Genomic DNA, 17,721 nt, shown 5'->3' on the forward strand with positions numbered 1-17,721 from the left:
CCGGTCAGGGCACGACGTCGCAGTGTGACGACATCCGGAAGGGACGACATGGCAGACAGCCGTCCGCACGACGGACGCCCCGGGAACCTTTGGCCACTCGTCGGGCGCGCCACGGCGCTGCGCACGGTCCTGTCAGCGGCGACGCGGGCGGACGTCGGCGGCGTGGTGATCGTGGGACCGCCGGGTGTGGGCCGGACGCGCCTGGCCAAGGAGGCGGTCGCGCGGCTCGCGGCGGCGGGTCATCCGACGGCCTGGGCGACCGGGACCCGTGCCGCCGGGGCGATCCCCTTGGGCTCATTGCTGCATCTCGCGCTCCCCCAGGATGCCGCGGAGCCCGTCACGGCGCACATCTTCGGCCAGATCGTGGAACGTTTCAGCGTTTCCTCCGGGAAACGGCCGGTATTCGTCGTGGACGACACCCATCTGCTCGACGACGTCTCGGCCGCGCTCGTCTACCAGCTCGCCGTGCACACGAGAACCTTCGTGCTGCTCACCGTACGGCAGGGACACACGGCGCCCGACGTGATGACGGCGTTATGGAAGGAAGGGGTGGCCCGCCGCGTCGAGCTGCGGCCGCTGAGCGACGACGAGGTGGACACCCTGCTCGAGCGCGGCCTGGGCGGTCCGCTGGACGCCGTCACGCGGCACACGTTCCGCCGCCTGTCCGCCGGCAACCCGCTCGTGCTGCGTGAGCTCGCGCGGTCCGCGCTGGAGGGATCCGCGCTGCTGCGCCGCGACGGCCTCTGGCACCTGGGCGGTGACCTGCGGATCACCGGCCGGCTCGGTGATCTGATCGAGGCGCAGATGCAGGTCGACGATCCGGTCGTGCTGGCCGTACTCGAGGTGCTCGCCTGTAAGGAGCCGCTCGGCCAGCTCGTGCTCGAGGATCTCACCGGGCACTCCGCGGTGGTGCGGGCCGAACGGCAAGGGCTGGTGGTGGTCGAACCCTCCGGAGCGCGGCACCAGACGCGACTGGCGATACCCGCGTACGGGGAGGTCATCCGCGCGCGCATGCCACGCGCCCGAGCGCACGAGATCTGGGCGCGGCTGGCCGGGTCCCTCGCCGCCTCGCCACGCCGTCGCGCGGACGACGCGCTCGAGCTGGTCATGTGGCGGCGCACGGCGGGCCTCGAGTCCTCCGGCCAGGAGTTGCTGGCCGCCGCGGAACGCGCCGCCGAACGTTTGGAGCTCGAGGTCGCCGAGCGGCTGGCGACCGCGGCCGGTGCCGCCGATGGCGGGGTGGACGCGAACCTGACCCTGGCCGAGGTGATGGCGTTGCAGGGCCGCTTCGCCGACGCGGCCGGCGTACTCCCGGCTCCAGGGGAATGCGACACCGAAGGACGCGCCGACCGGCGGGCGATAGTCAGGGAGAAGATCGAATACTGGCAGCACGAAGCCGCACCGGCGCAGGGGAATCCGACCGGCGAGCGGGCGGCGGAGGCGGTGCGAGCCTGGACGATGCTGATCGAGGGACACGTCGCGGGAGCTCTCTCCATCGGCACGGCGCTGCTCACCCGGCCAGGACCGCCGCTGCCGGCGGAGGCGACGGCACGGGCGGCCACGGCGGTGGTGCTCGCCGCCGGTCTCATGGGAGACATCCGCCTCGTCGAACGAGCGAGCGCCACCGGCCTGGAGGTCGCCTCGCCGTGGACAGAGGCCCAGGTCGGCGCCGCCAGGTGCGTCGCCCTCGTGCTGGCCGGCGCTCTCACCACCGCGGCCAAGTCCGTGGACATCGCGTATCGAGAAGCCGTCGAGACGCGGATGGCGGCACCCATGGTCGGCATGTGGGCGATCGTGCGCGGCTTCGTGGCGAAGGCTCAGGGACGGGTGAAGCCGGCCCAGCAGGCGCTGCGCGAGGCGGTCGTGTTACTCGGCGAGCACGACCCGCTGCGATTACCGGCTGTCTACCTGGCCGAGTTGGCCGGCGCGTACGCGATGGCCGGAGACACCGTCCAGGCGGACGCGTGGCTGTGCCGGATGGAGGGCTGCCCCCCGCCACGGGGCGCGCTCTTCGACGCCTGGATCGAGCGCGACCGCGCCTGGGTGGCCGCCGCCGCGCTCGATCTCCCCAGCGCCGCCGGCCACGCCCTCGGCGCCGCGAAGACCGCGGGCAAGGCCGGAGTGCCGATGATCGAGGCACTGGCGTTGTTCGACGCCGCGCGATTCGGCGCCGCGAAAGAGGTGTGCGACAAGCTGCACCAGCTCGCCAGGGGCACCGCCGCACCCGCGACGGCGGCCTTCGCCACGATGGCCACCGCCCTGGCCACGGACGACGCTCACCTGCTCGCGGAGACGGCCGAGCGACTCCATCGCCTCGGCCATCTGCTGCCCGCCGCGGAGGCGGCCGCGACGGCCCACCGGCTGCATGCCGGGGCGCGGCGGCGTACGGCGGCCAAGGCCGCGCTCGTGTTCGCCCGTGAGCTGCTCACCGAGTGCGACGGCGCCCGGACGCCGCTGACGGACCTGACGGGGGCTCTCGAGGTGTCGCTGACTCCTCGAGAGCTGCAGGTGGCGAAGCTGACCGCGGCGGGACTGCCCAGCCGCGCCGTCGCCGACCGCCTCGGCCTCTCGCTCCGAACCGTCAACAACCACCTGGGCCGGGTGTACGCCAAGCTCGGAGTGTCCGGGCGCGACGCGCTCGCGCAGGTGCTGGGCCAGCCGCCTGGCGAGGAGCCCCACGCTCAGGAACTCCTCCAAGGGGATGCCTGCTGAATACGGACCAACTAGCCGCGTGGTCTCCGTCCTAGCCGCGTGGTCTCCGTCTGCGGGAATGTGCGCCTCTGCGGCGACCCCTTGGACGTGCTGTCGAACGTCGTGACACACGGCAGGTTCTTGCTAGACGACCTTGGCCGAGGGCGCCTTCCAGGTGTTGCAGGAGGCGGGATCTGCCTGGCTGAAGCCCTGGTCGAACCAGTAGGAGCGGCTGGACGCCTTGCCGTACCAGGCGTTCTGCGGACCGGCCACCTTGAGGCTGCCCTCGATGTAGGCGAGCAGTTGCTTCCAGTCCTTGGCCGTGCGGCCCTGTCCGGCCCAGATGCTCTTGAGGAAGACGCCGCCCAGGCAGTCTGACTGGAGGGCGTAGCGGCGGTACTGCTCGCGGTTCTCGGCGTTGCTTTCGCTCTTGAGGTTGGAGAATGCCTCGTTGATGTCCACGTGACCCATCACGTGCAGGCTGAACTCCCGGCTCATCTCGGCGAGTATCGGGAGGTCCGATGCGTTCTTCACCCAGTCGGACTTGAGCTGGACCTGGAGCTTCCGGTAGCAGTAGAGGACGGCGGAACCCTTGGCCTTGCCCCAGGAACCGCAGACGCGCTCCGCGAACGTCGACTCGACCTCGATCGTCGCCTCCTGGTAGTCGAAGTCGAAGGCGGGACGCTTCAGCTTTCCGGCCCAGGCGGTGTTCATGCAGCCGACCAGCCCGGACAGGTACTTCTCCACGGAGGCCCTGGTGGTGCCCTTGACCAGCTTGGCGCATTTCGGCTTGGCCAGCTTGCCTGCTTTGTACAGCTTGTTGTTCGTCAGGTCAGGGGCATCCTTGACGGGGAAGGCGGCGGCCTCGGCCGTACCGGTGAATAACAGGATCGGGACGGCCGCGACGGCGGCGAGAACGCTGATCTTCATGACGGATAACCATAGAGCCCCGGCCCGCGGTTGACGGCCAATGGTCCGTTCAGCGGGCGCGGAAGTCACAGCCAGTAGGTGTCGTGTTCGCGGAAGAACTCCGCCCTCTCTTCCTCGCTCTTGCCCGCCAGGGTGAGCAGCCCCTCGAAGTAACCCTCTCGGGGCGCGCCCGGCGCGAAGTGCAGCAGCATCGACGCCGGCGCCCCCGATTCATTACGAAACGCGTGCACGCCACCTTCCGGGACATGCACGAAATCGCCCGGCGTGGTGTCGATCCAGCGCCGCCCGTCGTAGATACGCACGGTGCCGGACAGAATGTAGAACGACTCAGAGATCGACCGGTGGAAGTGCGCCGCAGGACCGCTGGGCTCCGGTCCCATTTCCCAGCGATACAGCCCGAACTGTCCGTTGGTCGACGCGCCGGTCGCCAAGTAATGCGCCGTGTTACCGCTCGGGTAGATCAGTTCCGGCACCGCGTCCGGGCGCCGGTACGTCGCGCTCGGCTCGCCGGCGTCACCGTCATAGGTCGGCGGTGGATAGGTCATGGCGCCATCACGCCTCTCTCTTTTGAACCGGCCCCTGAGGGCCGTCGGTCAGCCTGGATATTGGGCACATATTCGATGGGTGCGGCATTCCGTGGTCAGTATTGCCAGATGGCGTTGTGACGGTGTCGCGCGGGGTGGATTTCGAGATCATCGATGGCCAGACAGCCATCGGTCGTGGCGTTGATCCTCTGACGGATGGCTTCGAGCCTGAGGCGCAGGCGTTGGCGTGCCTGGCGCTCCTCGATGCCGGCCCACTCCGATACCGACTGGTCTCGGGGATCGGCCCTGGCCCAGGAGTAGACGTCGACCTTGTGGCAGAGGGACATCGGACGTGGCCGGTGGCCGGCCCGCCGTGCCTGTCTCAGGCATGCGGCACTGTAACGGAGATCAACTATCACCACCGACCGCCATGGGGCTCCCCCGCCGAGAACAGGACGAGCGTTGTGATGGGCAGTGCGGGACATGAGGCTCCCTGGGTAGCACCGCCAGGTATGTCCTGGCGAACTACTTGAAGCCGGCCGGTCCCGTTGATCGCTGTTGAGCCATGGCCGGACCCTATTTCCTCGGATCAGGTGCCGTCGACCCAGTACTTCTGCACTCTGGCGATGGCCTCGTCCTTGCTCATCGCCGCGACCGTCATCTCGTCGAGTCCGACCCTTGAGATCAACATGAAGACGAGATCGGCGGGCAACGCCTCCGACGGCTGGCCCCCACCAGCCATTCACGCAACTGATCGTCATTACTGAGGCTGATCAACTGCACGACCCCCCAGTTGTCACGGTGGTTGGGAACGTCGAGCAGGTGATCCTGCCAGTCCTCGGCGTACTCACGCAGCCCCTCGACCATCTCCGCAACAGCCTGATCAAAGGTCGCGCCATCCGCGGCGACCGGTGACCCCGGGATGAAAATCGACCAGCCGCCTGCCTCAGGAACCACCTGCGCACGAGAAGGAATGACCATCGCGAGGTAGTGACGCAGTCTTTCAACGTCCACGAGGGCCGTCACGGCCGATTCGCGCCGCACTGTGGCCACGCGACCTCGCTCCGCCGCGTCCAGCAGCGCCTTGAGATGCGTACGAGCTTCGGTATAGCTGTCGAAGTGGACGACGGCCATGGCGGCACCTCCAGCGAGAGTCTCTTCAGAATGCCACCCAGAGCAGCTCGCAACGGTGCGCGCGCTGCGCCAATCGTCAGGCAAAGCACAGGGCAGGGAGCCTAAGAGATGCGGGCCCCCTGCCCTGACCAGGCGTTTCTCGCCTCGACGCCTGAAACTAGCTGCAGCCGCTGGTCGAGCCGCAGCCCTCGCAGACGTAGCAGCTGCCCGCCGGGCGCATCTTGGTGCCGCAGGTCATGCAGAGCGGGGCGTCGGCGGTGATGCGCTGGTGGTTCTCCAGCGTGAACTCCTGCACCGGCTCCGGCTCGGCCTTCTGCTCCGCCTCCTGCTTGGCCTCGATCGGGGCCGACTGGGCGAGCGCCTCACGGTCGACCGCCTCCTGGAGCGCGGCCGGGTCCTCGCCGCGCTGCTGCGCGGCGCGCTCGGCCGCCGAGAAGATGCCCAGCGCCGCCCGCTCGTCGTAGGGCAGGTGGTCGAGGGCCAGGCGGCGGAAGATGTAGTCCATCACCGAGGTGGCCATCCGGATGTCGGGGTCGTCCGTCATCCCGGCGGGCTCGAAGCGCATGTTGACGAACTTGCTCATGTACGTCTCGAGCGGCACGCCGTACTGGAGCCCTATCGAGATCGCCACCGAGAAGGCGTCCATGACGCCCGCCAGCGTCGAACCCTGCTTGGACATCTTCAGGAAGACCTCGCCGAGCCCGTCGTCGGGGTAGGACGAGGCGGTCATGTAGCCCTTGGCGCCGCCGACCGTGAAGCGGGTGGTCATGCTGGGCCGCTGGTTGGGCATCCGGCGCCGGGTGGGCCGGTTGACCTCGATGACCCGGACCTCGGGCTCGGCGACCTCGGCCGCCTTGTCGGCCTTCTCGGCTTCCTTCTTGCTGCCGCCGGCCGACAGCGGCTGGCCGACCTTGCAGTTGTCGCGGTAGACCGCCAGCGCCTTGAGGCCGAGCCGCCAGCCCTCCAGGTAGACCTGCTCGATGTCGTCGATCGTGGCCGACTCCGGCAGGTTGACCGTCTTGGAGATCGCGCCGGACAGGAACGGCTGCGCGGCGGCCATCATGCGGACGTGACCCATCGGGGCGATGGCCCGCTCGCCCATCGCGCAGTCGAACACCTCGTAGTGCTCCCTGCGCAGGCCGGGGGCGTCGACGACGTGGCCGTGCTCGGCGATGTACTCGACGATGGCCTCGATCTGCTCCTGCTGGTAGTTGAGCTGCCTGAGCGCGCGCGGGATCGTCTGGTTGACGATCTGCATCGAGCCGCCGCCGACGAGCTTCTTGAACTTGACCAGCGCCAGGTCGGGCTCGATGCCGGTGGTGTCGCAGTCCATCATCAGGCCGATGGTGCCCGTGGGCGCGAGCAGGCTGGCCTGCGCGTTGCGGTAGCCGTTCTTCTCGCCGGCCTTGAGGCACTCCGACCACTGACGGGACGCCTCGGCGTGGATCTTGGCGTCCATCGAGCCGACCGTGCGCAGGTCGTCGTTGGCGGCGGCGTGCTTGCGCATGATCCGCTTGTGCGGCTCGGCGTTGCGGGCATAGCCGTCGTACGGGCCGACGACTCCGGCCAGCTCGGCGCTGCGCCGGTAGGACACACCGGTCATCAGCGACGTGATCGCCCCGGCGACCGCGCGGCCGCCGTCGGAGTCGTACGCGTGGCCGGTGGCCATGAGCAGCGCGCCCAGGTTCGCGTAGCCGATGCCGAGCTGGCGGTAGGCGCGGGTCGTCTCGCCGATCTTCTCGGTCGGGAAGTCGGCGAACGTGATCGACACGTCCATGGCCGTGATGATCAGCTCGGTCAGCTTGACGAAGTTCGCGACGTCGAAGGTGTCGTCGTCCTTCAGGAACTTCAGCAGGTTGATGCTGGCCAGGTTGCAGGAGGAGTTGTCGAGGTGGACGTACTCGCTGCAGGGGTTGCTGGCGGTGATGCGCCCGGTCTCCGGGGTGGTGTGCCAGTCGTTGATCGTGTCGTCGTACTGGACGCCGGGGTCGGCGCACTCCCAGGCCGCCTTGGCCATCTTGCGGAACAGCTCCCGCGCGTCGACCTTCTCGATCACCTCGCCGGTCAGGCGGCCGCGCAGCGCGAAGTCGTCGCCCTTCTCGACCGCGTGCATGAACTCCTCGGAGACGCGCACCGAGTTGTTGGCGTTCTGGTATTGGACCGAGACGATGTCCTTGCCGCCCAGGTCCATGTCGAACCCGGCGTCGCGCAGCGCGCGGACCTTGTCCTCCTCGCGGGCCTTGGTCTCGACGAACTCCACGATGTCGGGGTGGTCGACGTCGAGCACGACCATCTTGGCCGCCCGGCGGGTGGCGCCGCCGGACTTGATGGTGCCCGCGCTCGCGTCGGCGCCGCGCATGAACGAGACCGGCCCGCTGGCCGTACCGCCGCTGGACAGGAGCTCCTTCGAGGAGCGGATGCGGGACAGGTTGACCCCCGAGCCCGAGCCGCCCTTGAAGATCACGCCCTCTTCCTTGTACCAGTCGAGGATCGACTCCATCGTGTCGTCCACGGCCAAGATGAAGCAGGCGCTCACCTGCTGCGGGCTCGCGGTGCCCACGTTGAACCACACCGGCGAGTTGAACGCGAACACCTGGTGCGTCAGCGCGTGCTTCAGCTCGTGATCGAAGATCTCGGCATCCTCGTCGGTGGCGAAGTAGCCGTGCTCCACCGCGGTCTTGGTGTAGACGCCGACGACCCGGTCGACCAACTGCTTCAGGCTCCACTCGCGCTGCGGGGTGCCCACGGCGCCGCGGAAGTATTTGGTGGTGACGATGTTGGCCGCGTTGACCGACCAGAACTCAGGAAACTCGACGCCCCGCTGCTCGAAATTGATCGAGCCGTCGCGCCAATTGGTCATGACGACGTCGCGGCGCTCCCACTGGATGTCGTCATATGGGTGCACACCGGGCTTAGTGAAGATTCGCTTCATCTTGAGCCCCTTGCGCGGACGCTTGCCTCCGCGCGTGACTGAACCGCTGGCCGTCTCCGTCATGACTCCCCCTTCTCCGCCTTCAACTGTTCGATCTCGGCCTCGAAGTCCGCCAGGCTCTCGAAACCGCGATATACCGATGCGAATCGCAAGTAGGCCACCTCGTCCAACTCCCGCAACGGGCCCAGGATCGCCAGCCCCACCTCGTTGGAGGGGAGTTCAGCGGCACCCTTGGCCCGGATGGCCTCCTCGACGCGCTGGCCCAATTGAGCCAGCGAATCCTCGCTCACCGGCCTGCCCTGGCAGGCCCGTCGCACGCCCGCGACGACCTTGTCACGCGAAAACGGCTCCGTTACTCCGCTGCGCTTGCTCACCATCAGCAGTACGGTCTCCTGCGTGGTGAACCGGCGCCCGCATTCCGGACAGGTACGGCGGCGCCGAATGGCCGCGCCGTCCTCTGTCGAGCGGCTGTCGATGACCCTCGTATCAGGATGACGACAGAACGGACAGTGCACGTTTGTTCGCCCTCCTCGACCATGCGGTCACCACAGGCGTAAAGCGCTGTTCTGCGTACGCTTGCGCACGCCCCACGGCTTGCCATGGTGCGGTCAGAGAAACACAATTTGTGGTGAACTACATCGGTGTAACTACTAGATGTTGTGGTCCAACCGTAGAAGCGAGCGACCATGAACGCAAGTTGGACGGAGGCTTGCCGCCGAAGTCGCTGATCAGCGCAGCCACCTTGGTCCGACTCGGGCGTGTCGTCGTCAACACCGGCCGGTGGGGGTGTGTTCCTCGCCTCGCTGGTCACGTTGGTTGGCCGGTCTCACGTGGGTGAACACGGCTCACAGGCATCTCGTACGGCACATCCGTACGCGCTCGTCTCCACGCTTTCGGTTGGGGACGGACCGTATCGCTACTGGTTGAGGCTCGAGGCTTACTGCAAGGCGCGGGCGCTCGGGATGTACAGGCGGCTGCCGGGGCGGATGAGCGAGCCGGGCAGGCCGTTCAGCCGCTTGATCTCGGTCACCACCGCTGCGGGGTCGCCCTCGTCGGGAGCCACCGCGTCGGCGATCGTCCAGAGCGAGTCCCCCTCGTGGACGGTCACCCAGGGCAGGCCCGCGTGACTCGGCACGACAGGCGCCGCGGACGCCTGGCCGACCGCGCGGGTGCCGAGCCAGAAGCCGCCCAGGGACAGCAGAGCCATGGCCATCACCAGTACGGCCCGCCCCCGTCGCGTGAGCCGTACGGGAGGATTACGCCGCCCCCGTCGAGTAACGCCGGCCTGCCTCCTGGACAGATGGGTCCGATCGGCGGGCAGACCGCCCTTGCGCCGGGGACGGCGCGTGTACGAGCCCGGCACCTCACGGACCCGGCCGCCGGAACGACCGGCCACTTCCCGAGCCGGGCCCCCGACACGCCCACCCACACCCCGAGACCGCGCACCGTACCGGCCGCCCGCCCGGCGCGAGCGCCCCTCCGACCGGCTCTCTGCCTCACGGGAGCGAGCGCCCGCATCGCGCAGAGGGCTCTCCGCGCGGCCGTCGCTCGCCCGAACCGACGAGTTCCCGAACTCCACCGATCGCCCGACTTCCGCCGAGCCTGCGGGCTCCACTGGGCGCCCGGTCGCGTCCGTGGGTCGCACACTTCCATCAGACCGCGGTGTGTCGTCGGAGTCAGGGCGTGGCGCGGGCACCAGCCACAGAAGCGGTCTTCCCTGTGCTGCGGCCCGACGACTGAGAGGCCCTCTGCCGGCCGATCCGCCCCTCGTACGTTCGCCCCCTCCCCCCGGCCGGCCGCCGCTGCCGTATTCGGGACGACCCCCGCCCCCGCGTGCAGGCCGCGCCCCGCCTTCCCTGCCGAAACGGCCTCCGTCTCCACTCTCGCGAACGCTCCCGCCCCCAGTCCGCGAACGACCCGCACCCCCGGTTCGGGAACGAGCCCCGCCCGCTATCTCGAGACGGCCTTCCGGCCCCGGAACAGCGAACCCCGGGCCGCCGGACCCCGAACCGGTCGATCCCGGACCAGCGGACCCCGTGCCGACGGTCCCCGGACCGTCAGGCGCCGGGCCAACAAACCCCGGACCGGCGGACCCCGGAGCCCGGTTGTCGGAGTTGTCACGGGTAAGCGGGGGTTCGCGATCTGGCCGGTCGGCGGAATCGCCGCCCCGACAACCATCCCCCTGGTCGTCACCCGTGTTGCCGCCCCCCGCCACCGGTCGCCGGGTGGCGTCTGCCAGGAGGGTGAGTCGCTTGACGTCGTCGCTGGTCGCATCTGTGATGGTGGTCGCTCGCATGTTTGACCTCCCAGCCGTCCCGGCCCGAAAAAAAGACCCAATAAAGATCGGCAAATCGAACACGGTGTCGATCGAACTCCCGTACGATGTTGTACACCACGCTGCCAACAATTTCGAGGAAGACTCGAACAATTGTTTGAAGATGATCTTCAACAGCGATACGGTCGCTGTGTGCGACACGAAGACCACGGACCGGGAGATTCGCCGGTGAGGCGGGCCGCCGGGCGAGGAGGCAGATCATGAGCGATCGGGATGACACCAACGGGGTCAGTGACCTCGCGGTGCGTCGGCGTGACTCCCTGGGGCTGACACCCAGGCAACGCAAGATCCTCGAGGTGATTCGCGACTCGGTCCAACAGCGGGGCTACCCGCCGTCCATGCGCGAGATCGGCGAGGCCGTGCAACTGACCAGCACGTCCAGCGTGTCGCACCAGCTGACGGCGTTGCAGCGCAAGGGCTACCTGAGACGCGACCCCCACCGGCCGCGCGCGCTCGAGGTGCGTCTGCCGGGCGAGCCCGTGCTCTGGGTCGATCCCGACGCCGCCAACGAGTCCGACTCCCCGGTGAGCAGGCCCACGGCCGCCTACGTGCCGCTGGTCGGCCGGATCGCCGCCGGTGGACCGATCCTCGCCGAGGAGAGCGTCGAAGACGTCTTCGCCCTGCCCAAGCAACTGGTCGGTGAAGGCACCCTCTTCCTCCTGCAGGTCGCCGGTGATTCGATGATCGACGCCGCCATCGCCGACGGCGACTGGGTCGTCGTCCGCCAGCAGCCGGTCGCGGAGAGCGGTGACATCGTGGCGGCCATGATCGAGGGCGAGGCTACGGTGAAGACGTTCAAGCGCAAGGACGGCCACGTCTGGCTGGTGCCGCACAACGCCAACTACGACCCGATCCCCGGCGACGAGGCCAGCGTCCTGGGCAAGGTCGTAGCGGTCCTCCGCCGCCTCTAGCACCGCACGCATGTCCGGGCGTATGGCAGGGTGATGCGCCAGGCGTACGCCATCGGCTCCGTACGCATGCGACAGAGGGCATGGCAGGCAACACACCTGCCATGCCCTCTGTTCGTGTCCTCTTGAGGAGTACGGTCATCAGCCATTCGGGCCAGACCACCGGCCTCAAGACAGGGACCAGATCGTAGGTTGCCGGTCTCCGCGACCGACTGCCGGCGGAGATCGGCGTACCAAAAGAGACATCTGACCGAAGGTGAAGTCGCCTGGCCAATGAGACGGGCTGGCCAGAACAGCGGTGGTTTCTAGAATGGCCGCGTGACCGACACAAAGCGGGCAGAAGACCTCAAGGCAACACACGACGGATTCAAGTGGGCCAAAGCCGCTCCCGGCGTCATCCCCGCCTGGATCGCCGATATGGACCTCCCCACCGCCCCCGAAGTCGTCAACGCCCTTCAACGGCGGGCCCACGGTGACCTCGGCTACCCCACCTGGCTGGACAGTCCCCGCTGTGGTCCCCTGGCTGAGGCGTTCGTTGAGCGGATGGCCGGTCGGTACGGCTGGGAGCCGGAGCTTGAGTATGTGCGGAGTTATTCCGACATCAACCAAGCGCTCCAGGTGCTCCTCCACGTATGGACCCGCCCAGGGGACGGCGTGGCCGTGCATACCCCCGCCTATCCCCCGTTCCTCGGCACGCTGGAGACCATGAACCGGCCGCTGCATCCCCTCCAGCTGATCGCCGACGGGGACTCGTGGCGGTTTGAGGTGCCTGATCTGTCCCGCTGCAAGGTGTTGCTGCTGGTCAACCCGCACAATCCCACAGGTCGGGTCTTCACCCGCGAGGAGCTGACCGAGCTGGCGGAGCACGTCGAGCGTCATGACCTGCTCGTCATCTCCGACGAGATCCACGCCGACCTCGCGTACGCCCCCAACCAGCACATCCCGTTCGCCGCCCTCCTGCCTGAGCGGACCGTCACGCTCACCTCTGCCACCAAGGCGTTCAATCTTGGCGGCATCCGGTGCTCGGTCGCCCACATCGGTTCGCCGGAGCTGCGTAAGGCTCTCGACGCGCAGCCGCCCTTCGTGTTCGGCTCGGCCAATCTGTTCGGAGTGGAGGCGACGGTGGCGGCCTGGCGGCACGGCGACGCCTGGCTTGAGGAGACCCGTGCCCTGTTGGACAGGAATCGCCGGACGATCGCCGACCGGCTGCCCGAGGGGATTGGCTACCGCATCCCGGAGGCCACCTACCTGGCCTGGCTCGACTACGGCCGCCCAGGCGTACAGGAAACGCTCGAACGTGACGCGAAGGTCATGCTGAGCGATGGCGCCACGTTCGGGCCCGGCGGCGCGCACTGTGTACGGCTGAACTTCGCCACCACCGAGCCCATCCTGACCGAGATCCTGGACCGCATCACACAAACAGGCTAGAAGCGAGGGAAGTCCGTTTCCTCGACCCCCGCCGGCCCGGCGCCCACCGAGTCCTTCTTCAAGGACTCTCCCGCCAGGTACTCCAGCCGCGCGGTGATAGCCCCCTGAATCAGTACAAGGGCGAGCGACAACCGCCACCCCACCTTGATGGACGCCAGCCGGGCAGCCGGGTTGACGGACGCGACCAGGCGCAGCGCCGCGATCACCCCCAGCTCGCCCATGGTCGTCCAGAACGCGTACGAGTGCAGCCGGTTCAGCTGCTTCACCGCGTCCTGCAACCCGACGGCCCGGCCCGCGGCATAGTCGGCGAGCTGGACACCCGCGGTGACGAAGTCTCGTAGCTTCTGGTCGGCCACGTCCTTGGCGCCGCCGTGCCATGCTGCCGCAAGTGCCTCCAGCTTCATCGGGTCCCCGGCCCCGAAGATCTCGCCCAGGGAGTTGGCGGCGTGGCGCCAGGCCGCGATGGCCTCGTCGACCTTGTCGTCGTTCCAGGTCACGGTGGCCAGCCAGAGCATGAGCCCGGTCGCGGCCGTGATCGACATCGTGGCGGCGACCTTGAGCATGGACAGCGTGCGCTGGCTCAGGTTCGCCATCTTCGCCGCCTCGGCCGACATGTTCGCGATCCCGGCGGCCGAGCCTTGCTGAAGGTAGGAGGAGGCCTCCGCCAGCCGGACGAGGGTCATACCCGTGGTGCCGAGCGACGTGAGGCCATATCCCACGCCGTTCCGGACTTCCGACTCCGGAGAAGGCGCCTGCCCGCGTACGAGAGGCTGCCGGTGGCCGCCGACGGCGAGGACCGCGCGCATGACGTCGTTGGAGGCCCGCACATACCCGTCGGCGGTGAGCTTCAGGTTGCGCGAGATATCCTCGGCCGACTCCACACCGCGCCGCGCCCGGCCGTTGAACTCGTCACTGGCCTGGTTGTGGCGATCTCTCGCCGCACCACCGGCCATGCCGAACGTCCCCAAGGGGAGCTCTGGAACGGCGAGCTTTTCCAGGGCCTTCCGGATGTCCTGAGCATTCAGCCCGGTTTCCCGGATACCGCTCTGACGATAGGCGAGAGGATCCACCGCCTTACGCCTGAAGAAAGGCGATAGCGACCACGCCCTGCCCAGCGGCGTCACTCTGGCGATACGCGAGGGACTTCATGGGATCAAGCGTCTTCCGCTCTCTGTGTTTACGTGAGTAAAACGGACATCAGCGTAGCCTCGTCGCCTGCTGGCCGAGGCCGGAAGGCGATCTGGTGGAAGCCGATACCGCGTCCGTCCGGCGAGCCGGGCGGACCGTGGTTGAGAACCGCTTTGTCGGGGCCTGACCCCGCATTCCTGGAGAGAGTGCGGCTCTTGGGCCACCGCCCCGCCGGACGCTGTCCCGTTGGTGCGGACACCAATGGGGGCGGGGGCCGAACGCCAGTCAGGCACCCGGCTGTGACTGAACATTACCATCTGATCACCTTCAGTCGCGGTCGATCAGAAACCAACCACAGTTCTTCTGGCAACCACCAGCTGGCATAGCGAGCGCCGACAACAGTTCTTACTCTGCCGACAGGATCCGCTCCGATCATCATCGGAGCGGATCCCGTGATGAGTCCGTTATGTCGCGAGCGAGGTCAGTAACGCCGCGAGGTCATGTCGCCAGCGGCGGCAGGTCCGGAGGTGTGGCCGCCGGGTGCTCGGCCAGGGCGGCGAGCGCGAGTTCGACCGCCTTCTCCAGCTGCGGATCGCGCCCCGCCACCCGGTCCTGCGGCGTGATGACCACCTCGATGTCGGGGTCGACGCCGTAGTTCTCCACGCCCCAGCCCTGCCCGGCCAGCCAGAACGAGTAGCGGGGTTGGGTCACCACCGTCCCGTCCACCAGCGAGTAGCGCGAGTCGATGCCGATCACTCCGCCCCACGTCCGGGTGCCCACCAGCGGACCGATCTTCCGGTTCTTGATGCCCGCGCTGACGATGTCGCCGTCCGAGCCCGCGAACTCGTCGGTGACGGCCACGATCGGGCCGCGCGGCGAGTCCTCGGGGTAGCGCATCGGCTCGTAGCCGCGGGCGTGATTCCAGCCGGTGACCTGGCGCGACAGCTTCTCCAGCACGAGCTCGGAGGTGTGCCCGCCGCCGTTCTCGCGTACGTCCACGACCAGCCCCTCGCGGGCCATCTCCGTACGCAGGTCGCGATGGAACTGCGCCCACCCCGACGCCACCATGTCGGGCACGTGCAGGTAGCCGAGCCGCCCCTCCGACGCCTGCCTGACGTAGGCGCGCCGGCCCTCCACCCAGTCGTGGTAGCGCAGTTGCGTCTCGTCGGAGATCGGGGTGACCACCACCCGGCGCGTCTCGCCGCCTGACGCCGGTCGTACGGTCAGCTCGATGGGCTGCCCGGCCGTACCGGCCAGGGAGGCGAGCGGGCCGCGTACGGGATCGATGGGCCGGCCGCCCACCGCCACGATCGCGTCGCCCTCGCGCACGGCGACGCCCGGCGCGAGCAGCGGCGAGCGCGCGTCGTGGTCGGACGACTCGCCGGGCAGGATCCGTTCGACGCGCCAGACGCCGTCCGCGTCGCGGGCGATGTCGGCGCCGAGCAGGCCCTGGCGCCGGCGCGGGTCGTAGCCCCCGCCGACAGGCCGGGCGTAGGCGTGCGAGGTGCCCAGTTCGCCCTGTACCTCCCAGAGCAGGTCGATGAGCTCGGAGTAGGCGCCGATCCGGTCGACCAGCGGCGCGTAGCGGTCGAGCACGCCCTGCCAGTCGACGCCGTTCATGTCCGCGCGCCAGAAGTGGTCGCGCATCAACCGGCCGGCCTCGGCATAGCCCTGCCGCCACTCGGCGATCGGGTCGATCTGGACCGTGATCCGGTCGAGGTCGATGGTGACGACCTCGTCGCCCTCGCCGCTGGTACGGGTCTGCAGGCCGTTCTTGCCGTTGAGGACGAGCCTGCTGCCGTCGCCGCTCACCTCGAAGGCGCGCGTCTCCCTGCCGAGCTCGGCCTTGGCGCGTTTCTTGAGGTCGTAGCGTTCGAGGACGGTCTCGCCGGTCGGCTCGGTGCCGTCGCCGAGCAGCCCGGCCGCCGGGTGGCGCAGCCAGAGCAGGGCGTCCTTGGCGGTACGCAGGTTGCGGTAGTGCGCGGCGGGCACCGGCACCGGCACCACGCGCGAGGCCAGCCCCTCGAGGTCCACTTCGGTACGCGGCGGCTCGGCGTCCTTCTTGTCCGAGGTCTTCTTGTCTTCCGACGACGAGGCGGAGGACAAGGCGGGCTTGTCGTCCTCGCCGTTGAACCCGCGCCCCTGCAGGCTCGGGTCGAACGGCGAGGGCGTCGTCGCCTGCAACGGCACCAGGTACGGCCGGCAGCCCGCCGGGAAGGACAGGTCGAACACGTGCGCGTCGTAGATCGGGTCGAACGTCCGTACCGACAGGAACGCCAGATGCTTACCGTCCCTGGTGAAGACCGGGTCGAAGTCGGCGAAACGCAGCGGCGTCACGTCGATGACGGAGGTCCCGTCGAGGCGGCCCATCCTGATCTGCGACAGCCGCGCGTCATGCGGGTGCACCCACGCCAGCCAGGACGAGTCGGGCGAGAACGTCAGCCCGCTGATGTCCCCCTGCGTCGTGCGATCCAGCTCCCGGATATTTCCGGATTCGAGGTCGATGGCGAGCAGCCGCCCGTCGTGCGTGGCCACGGCCGCGTGCTTGCCGTTGGGCGAGGCGCCAAGCTGGAGCACCCGGCCGAGCTCGCCCGCGGCCAGCGTACGGATCTCGCCGCCGGGCGTGCCGATCTCCAGCCCGTCCTCACCGGTGGCGTCCGAGACCCAGATCGCCCGGCCGTCGGCGTCCAGCGCCCGCGGCAGCCGCACCCGGACGCCCGGCTCCACCCGCAACGCGCCCGCGGGCCCGTCACGGTGGGTCACCCAGTGGGCGGTGCCGCGGATCTCGACCGCGCTCGCCCGCCCGGTCTCGTCCGGCGAGAACCCGCCGACGCGGGCCGGCGCCGGTCGCCGCGCGCGAGCCGGCCGCGGCCCGCCGAGCTTGACCTCCAGCTTGTACGGCTCGGCGTCCAGGCTCTCCAGCAGCCAGAGGTCGCCGGCGTGGCTGTAGATCACCCGCTCCCCGTCGGTCGAGGCGTGGCGGGCGTAGAACTCGTCGTGCCCGGTGTGCTTGCGCAGGTCGGAGCCGTCGGGCAGGGCCGAGTACACGTTGCCGGTGCCGTCGATGTCGGCCAGGAACGCCACGCGGTCACCTACCCACATGACCGACCAGTACTGGGCGTCGCTGTCGGCGAACAGCCGGGCGAACTCGCCGTTCCCCTCGGCGTCGACCCAGATCTTGCCCGCCGTACCTCCCCGATAGCGCTTCCACTGTGACGGCTCGCGGTAGACCGACGACACGGTCGCGACCTTCTCGCCGCTGACCGCGGCCTCGCTCACCCACCCGTACGGCAGGCGCACCGCCGGGCCGCCGTCCAGCGGGACCGCGTACGCCCAGCTCCTGGCCCGCGAGCCCTCTCCCGCCGCGCTGACCGCGAGCACATCCCCGCCGGCGGTCCACCCGCGCGCGCTGGTCGTCGCGCTGCCCCAGTGGGTCAGCCGCTCGCCTTCGGCCCCGTCGAGCTCGGCCGCGAACACTTCGGGCGGTCCCTCCCGATGGCTGGTCCACGCGATGCGGGCGCCGTCGGGCGAGAACCTGGGGAACGACACGGGCGTACGGTCGGCGGTGAACCGCCAGGCCCGTCCGCCCGCCACGGGAGCCAGCCAGACATCGTCGTCGGCGACGAAGGTGACCAGGTCACCGTGCAGGTGTGGAAATCTCAGGTATGCGCCAGTTGTCACAGCTGCACACTAGTGCGCGCCCGGCCGCGA

Annotated in this window: 13 protein-coding genes; 4 read left to right on the forward strand and 9 right to left on the reverse strand. The window is 69.0% G+C overall.

Annotated elements, in window-relative coordinates; genetic code table 11:
• Positions 1-48: 48 nt before the first annotated feature.
• Positions 49-2,712 carry a LuxR C-terminal-related transcriptional regulator gene (locus AB0B61_RS39635; RefSeq protein ID WP_358443522.1) on the forward strand — a complete coding sequence of 888 codons (2,664 nt, stop codon included), beginning with the start codon at positions 49-51 and terminating at the stop codon, positions 2,710-2,712.
• 123 nt (positions 2,713-2,835) lie between these two features.
• Here AB0B61_RS39635 and AB0B61_RS39640 read toward each other — a convergent pair whose 3' ends face one another.
• The 7 genes from AB0B61_RS39640 to AB0B61_RS39670 all read right to left on the reverse strand — a co-directional run bounded on the left by AB0B61_RS39640 (position 2,836) and on the right by AB0B61_RS39670 (position 9,418).
• Complete coding sequence (locus AB0B61_RS39640) at positions 2,836-3,621, reverse strand: neutral zinc metallopeptidase (RefSeq protein ID WP_358443525.1); 786 nt, start codon at positions 3,619-3,621, stop codon at positions 2,836-2,838.
• A gap of 65 nt (positions 3,622-3,686) precedes the next feature.
• Positions 3,687-4,166, reverse strand: coding sequence for a cupin domain-containing protein (locus AB0B61_RS39645; protein ID WP_358443528.1), 480 nt, complete (start codon positions 4,164-4,166; stop codon positions 3,687-3,689).
• A gap of 95 nt (positions 4,167-4,261) precedes the next feature.
• The gene (locus tag AB0B61_RS39650) at positions 4,262-4,492 is read right to left on the reverse strand and encodes a hypothetical protein (RefSeq protein WP_358443530.1); all 231 of its coding nucleotides are present in this window, start codon (positions 4,490-4,492) and stop codon (positions 4,262-4,264) included.
• A gap of 337 nt (positions 4,493-4,829) precedes the next feature.
• Complete coding sequence (locus tag AB0B61_RS39655) at positions 4,830-5,279, reverse strand: prevent-host-death protein (RefSeq protein WP_358443532.1); 450 nt, start codon at positions 5,277-5,279, stop codon at positions 4,830-4,832.
• A gap of 157 nt (positions 5,280-5,436) precedes the next feature.
• Complete coding sequence (locus AB0B61_RS39660) at positions 5,437-8,274, reverse strand: vitamin B12-dependent ribonucleotide reductase (protein ID WP_358443535.1); 2,838 nt, start codon at positions 8,272-8,274, stop codon at positions 5,437-5,439.
• Positions 8,271-8,726, reverse strand: coding sequence for a transcriptional regulator NrdR (nrdR, locus tag AB0B61_RS39665; protein WP_214636146.1), 456 nt, complete (start codon positions 8,724-8,726; stop codon positions 8,271-8,273). The genes AB0B61_RS39660 and nrdR overlap by 4 nt, the downstream gene beginning before the upstream one ends.
• Before the next feature lie 422 nt (positions 8,727-9,148).
• Positions 9,149-9,418: a LysM peptidoglycan-binding domain-containing protein gene (locus AB0B61_RS39670; RefSeq protein ID WP_358443537.1), complete on the reverse strand. Its 270-nt coding sequence runs from the start codon at positions 9,416-9,418 to the stop codon at positions 9,149-9,151.
• Positions 9,419-10,463: 1,045 nt separating this feature from the next.
• On the opposite strand from AB0B61_RS39670, the gene AB0B61_RS39675 reads away from it, so the two are divergent.
• The 3 genes from AB0B61_RS39675 (at position 10,464) to AB0B61_RS39685 (ending at position 12,882) form a co-directional block, all read left to right on the forward strand.
• Positions 10,464-10,718 carry a hypothetical protein gene (locus AB0B61_RS39675; RefSeq protein ID WP_214635600.1) on the forward strand — a complete coding sequence of 85 codons (255 nt, stop codon included), beginning with the start codon at positions 10,464-10,466 and terminating at the stop codon, positions 10,716-10,718.
• Positions 10,719-10,746: 28 nt separating this feature from the next.
• The gene (lexA, locus tag AB0B61_RS39680) at positions 10,747-11,457 is read left to right on the forward strand and encodes a transcriptional repressor LexA (protein WP_357940151.1); all 711 of its coding nucleotides are present in this window, start codon (positions 10,747-10,749) and stop codon (positions 11,455-11,457) included.
• A gap of 315 nt (positions 11,458-11,772) precedes the next feature.
• Entirely contained in the window at positions 11,773-12,882 is a 1,110-nt protein-coding gene (locus AB0B61_RS39685; RefSeq protein WP_358443540.1) for an aminotransferase class I/II-fold pyridoxal phosphate-dependent enzyme, read from the forward strand.
• On the opposite strand, the gene AB0B61_RS39690 is transcribed toward AB0B61_RS39685, so the two are convergent.
• Positions 12,879-13,835, reverse strand: a complete 957-nt coding sequence (locus AB0B61_RS39690; protein WP_358443543.1) for a hypothetical protein — start codon at positions 13,833-13,835, stop codon at positions 12,879-12,881. The genes AB0B61_RS39685 and AB0B61_RS39690 overlap by 4 nt on opposite strands.
• Before the next feature lie 673 nt (positions 13,836-14,508).
• Positions 14,509-17,691 carry a PDZ domain-containing protein gene (locus AB0B61_RS39695; RefSeq protein ID WP_358443546.1) on the reverse strand — a complete coding sequence of 1,061 codons (3,183 nt, stop codon included), beginning with the start codon at positions 17,689-17,691 and terminating at the stop codon, positions 14,509-14,511.
• Positions 17,692-17,721 lie beyond the last annotated feature (30 nt).

Source organism: Nonomuraea sp. NPDC049158 (assembly GCF_040648335.1).
In the GTDB taxonomy this organism is placed as follows: domain Bacteria; phylum Actinomycetota; class Actinomycetes; order Streptosporangiales; family Streptosporangiaceae; genus Nonomuraea.

Coding starts and splice junctions, on each gene's coding strand:
- AB0B61_RS39635 (WP_358443522.1), top strand. CDS start 49: ATGGCAGACAGCCGTCCGCACGACGGACGCCCCGGGAACCTTTGGCCA.
- AB0B61_RS39640 (WP_358443525.1), bottom strand. CDS start 3,621: ATGAAGATCAGCGTTCTCGCCGCCGTCGCGGCCGTCCCGATCCTGTTA.
- AB0B61_RS39645 (WP_358443528.1), bottom strand. CDS start 4,166: ATGACCTATCCACCGCCGACCTATGACGGTGACGCCGGCGAGCCGAGC.
- AB0B61_RS39650 (WP_358443530.1), bottom strand. CDS start 4,492: ATGTCCCTCTGCCACAAGGTCGACGTCTACTCCTGGGCCAGGGCCGAT.
- AB0B61_RS39655 (WP_358443532.1), bottom strand. CDS start 5,279: ATGGCCGTCGTCCACTTCGACAGCTATACCGAAGCTCGTACGCATCTC.
- AB0B61_RS39660 (WP_358443535.1), bottom strand. CDS start 8,274: ATGACGGAGACGGCCAGCGGTTCAGTCACGCGCGGAGGCAAGCGTCCG.
- AB0B61_RS39670 (WP_358443537.1), bottom strand. CDS start 9,418: ATGGCTCTGCTGTCCCTGGGCGGCTTCTGGCTCGGCACCCGCGCGGTC.
- lexA (WP_357940151.1), top strand. CDS start 10,747: ATGAGCGATCGGGATGACACCAACGGGGTCAGTGACCTCGCGGTGCGT.
- AB0B61_RS39690 (WP_358443543.1), bottom strand. CDS start 13,835: ATGGCCGGTGGTGCGGCGAGAGATCGCCACAACCAGGCCAGTGACGAG.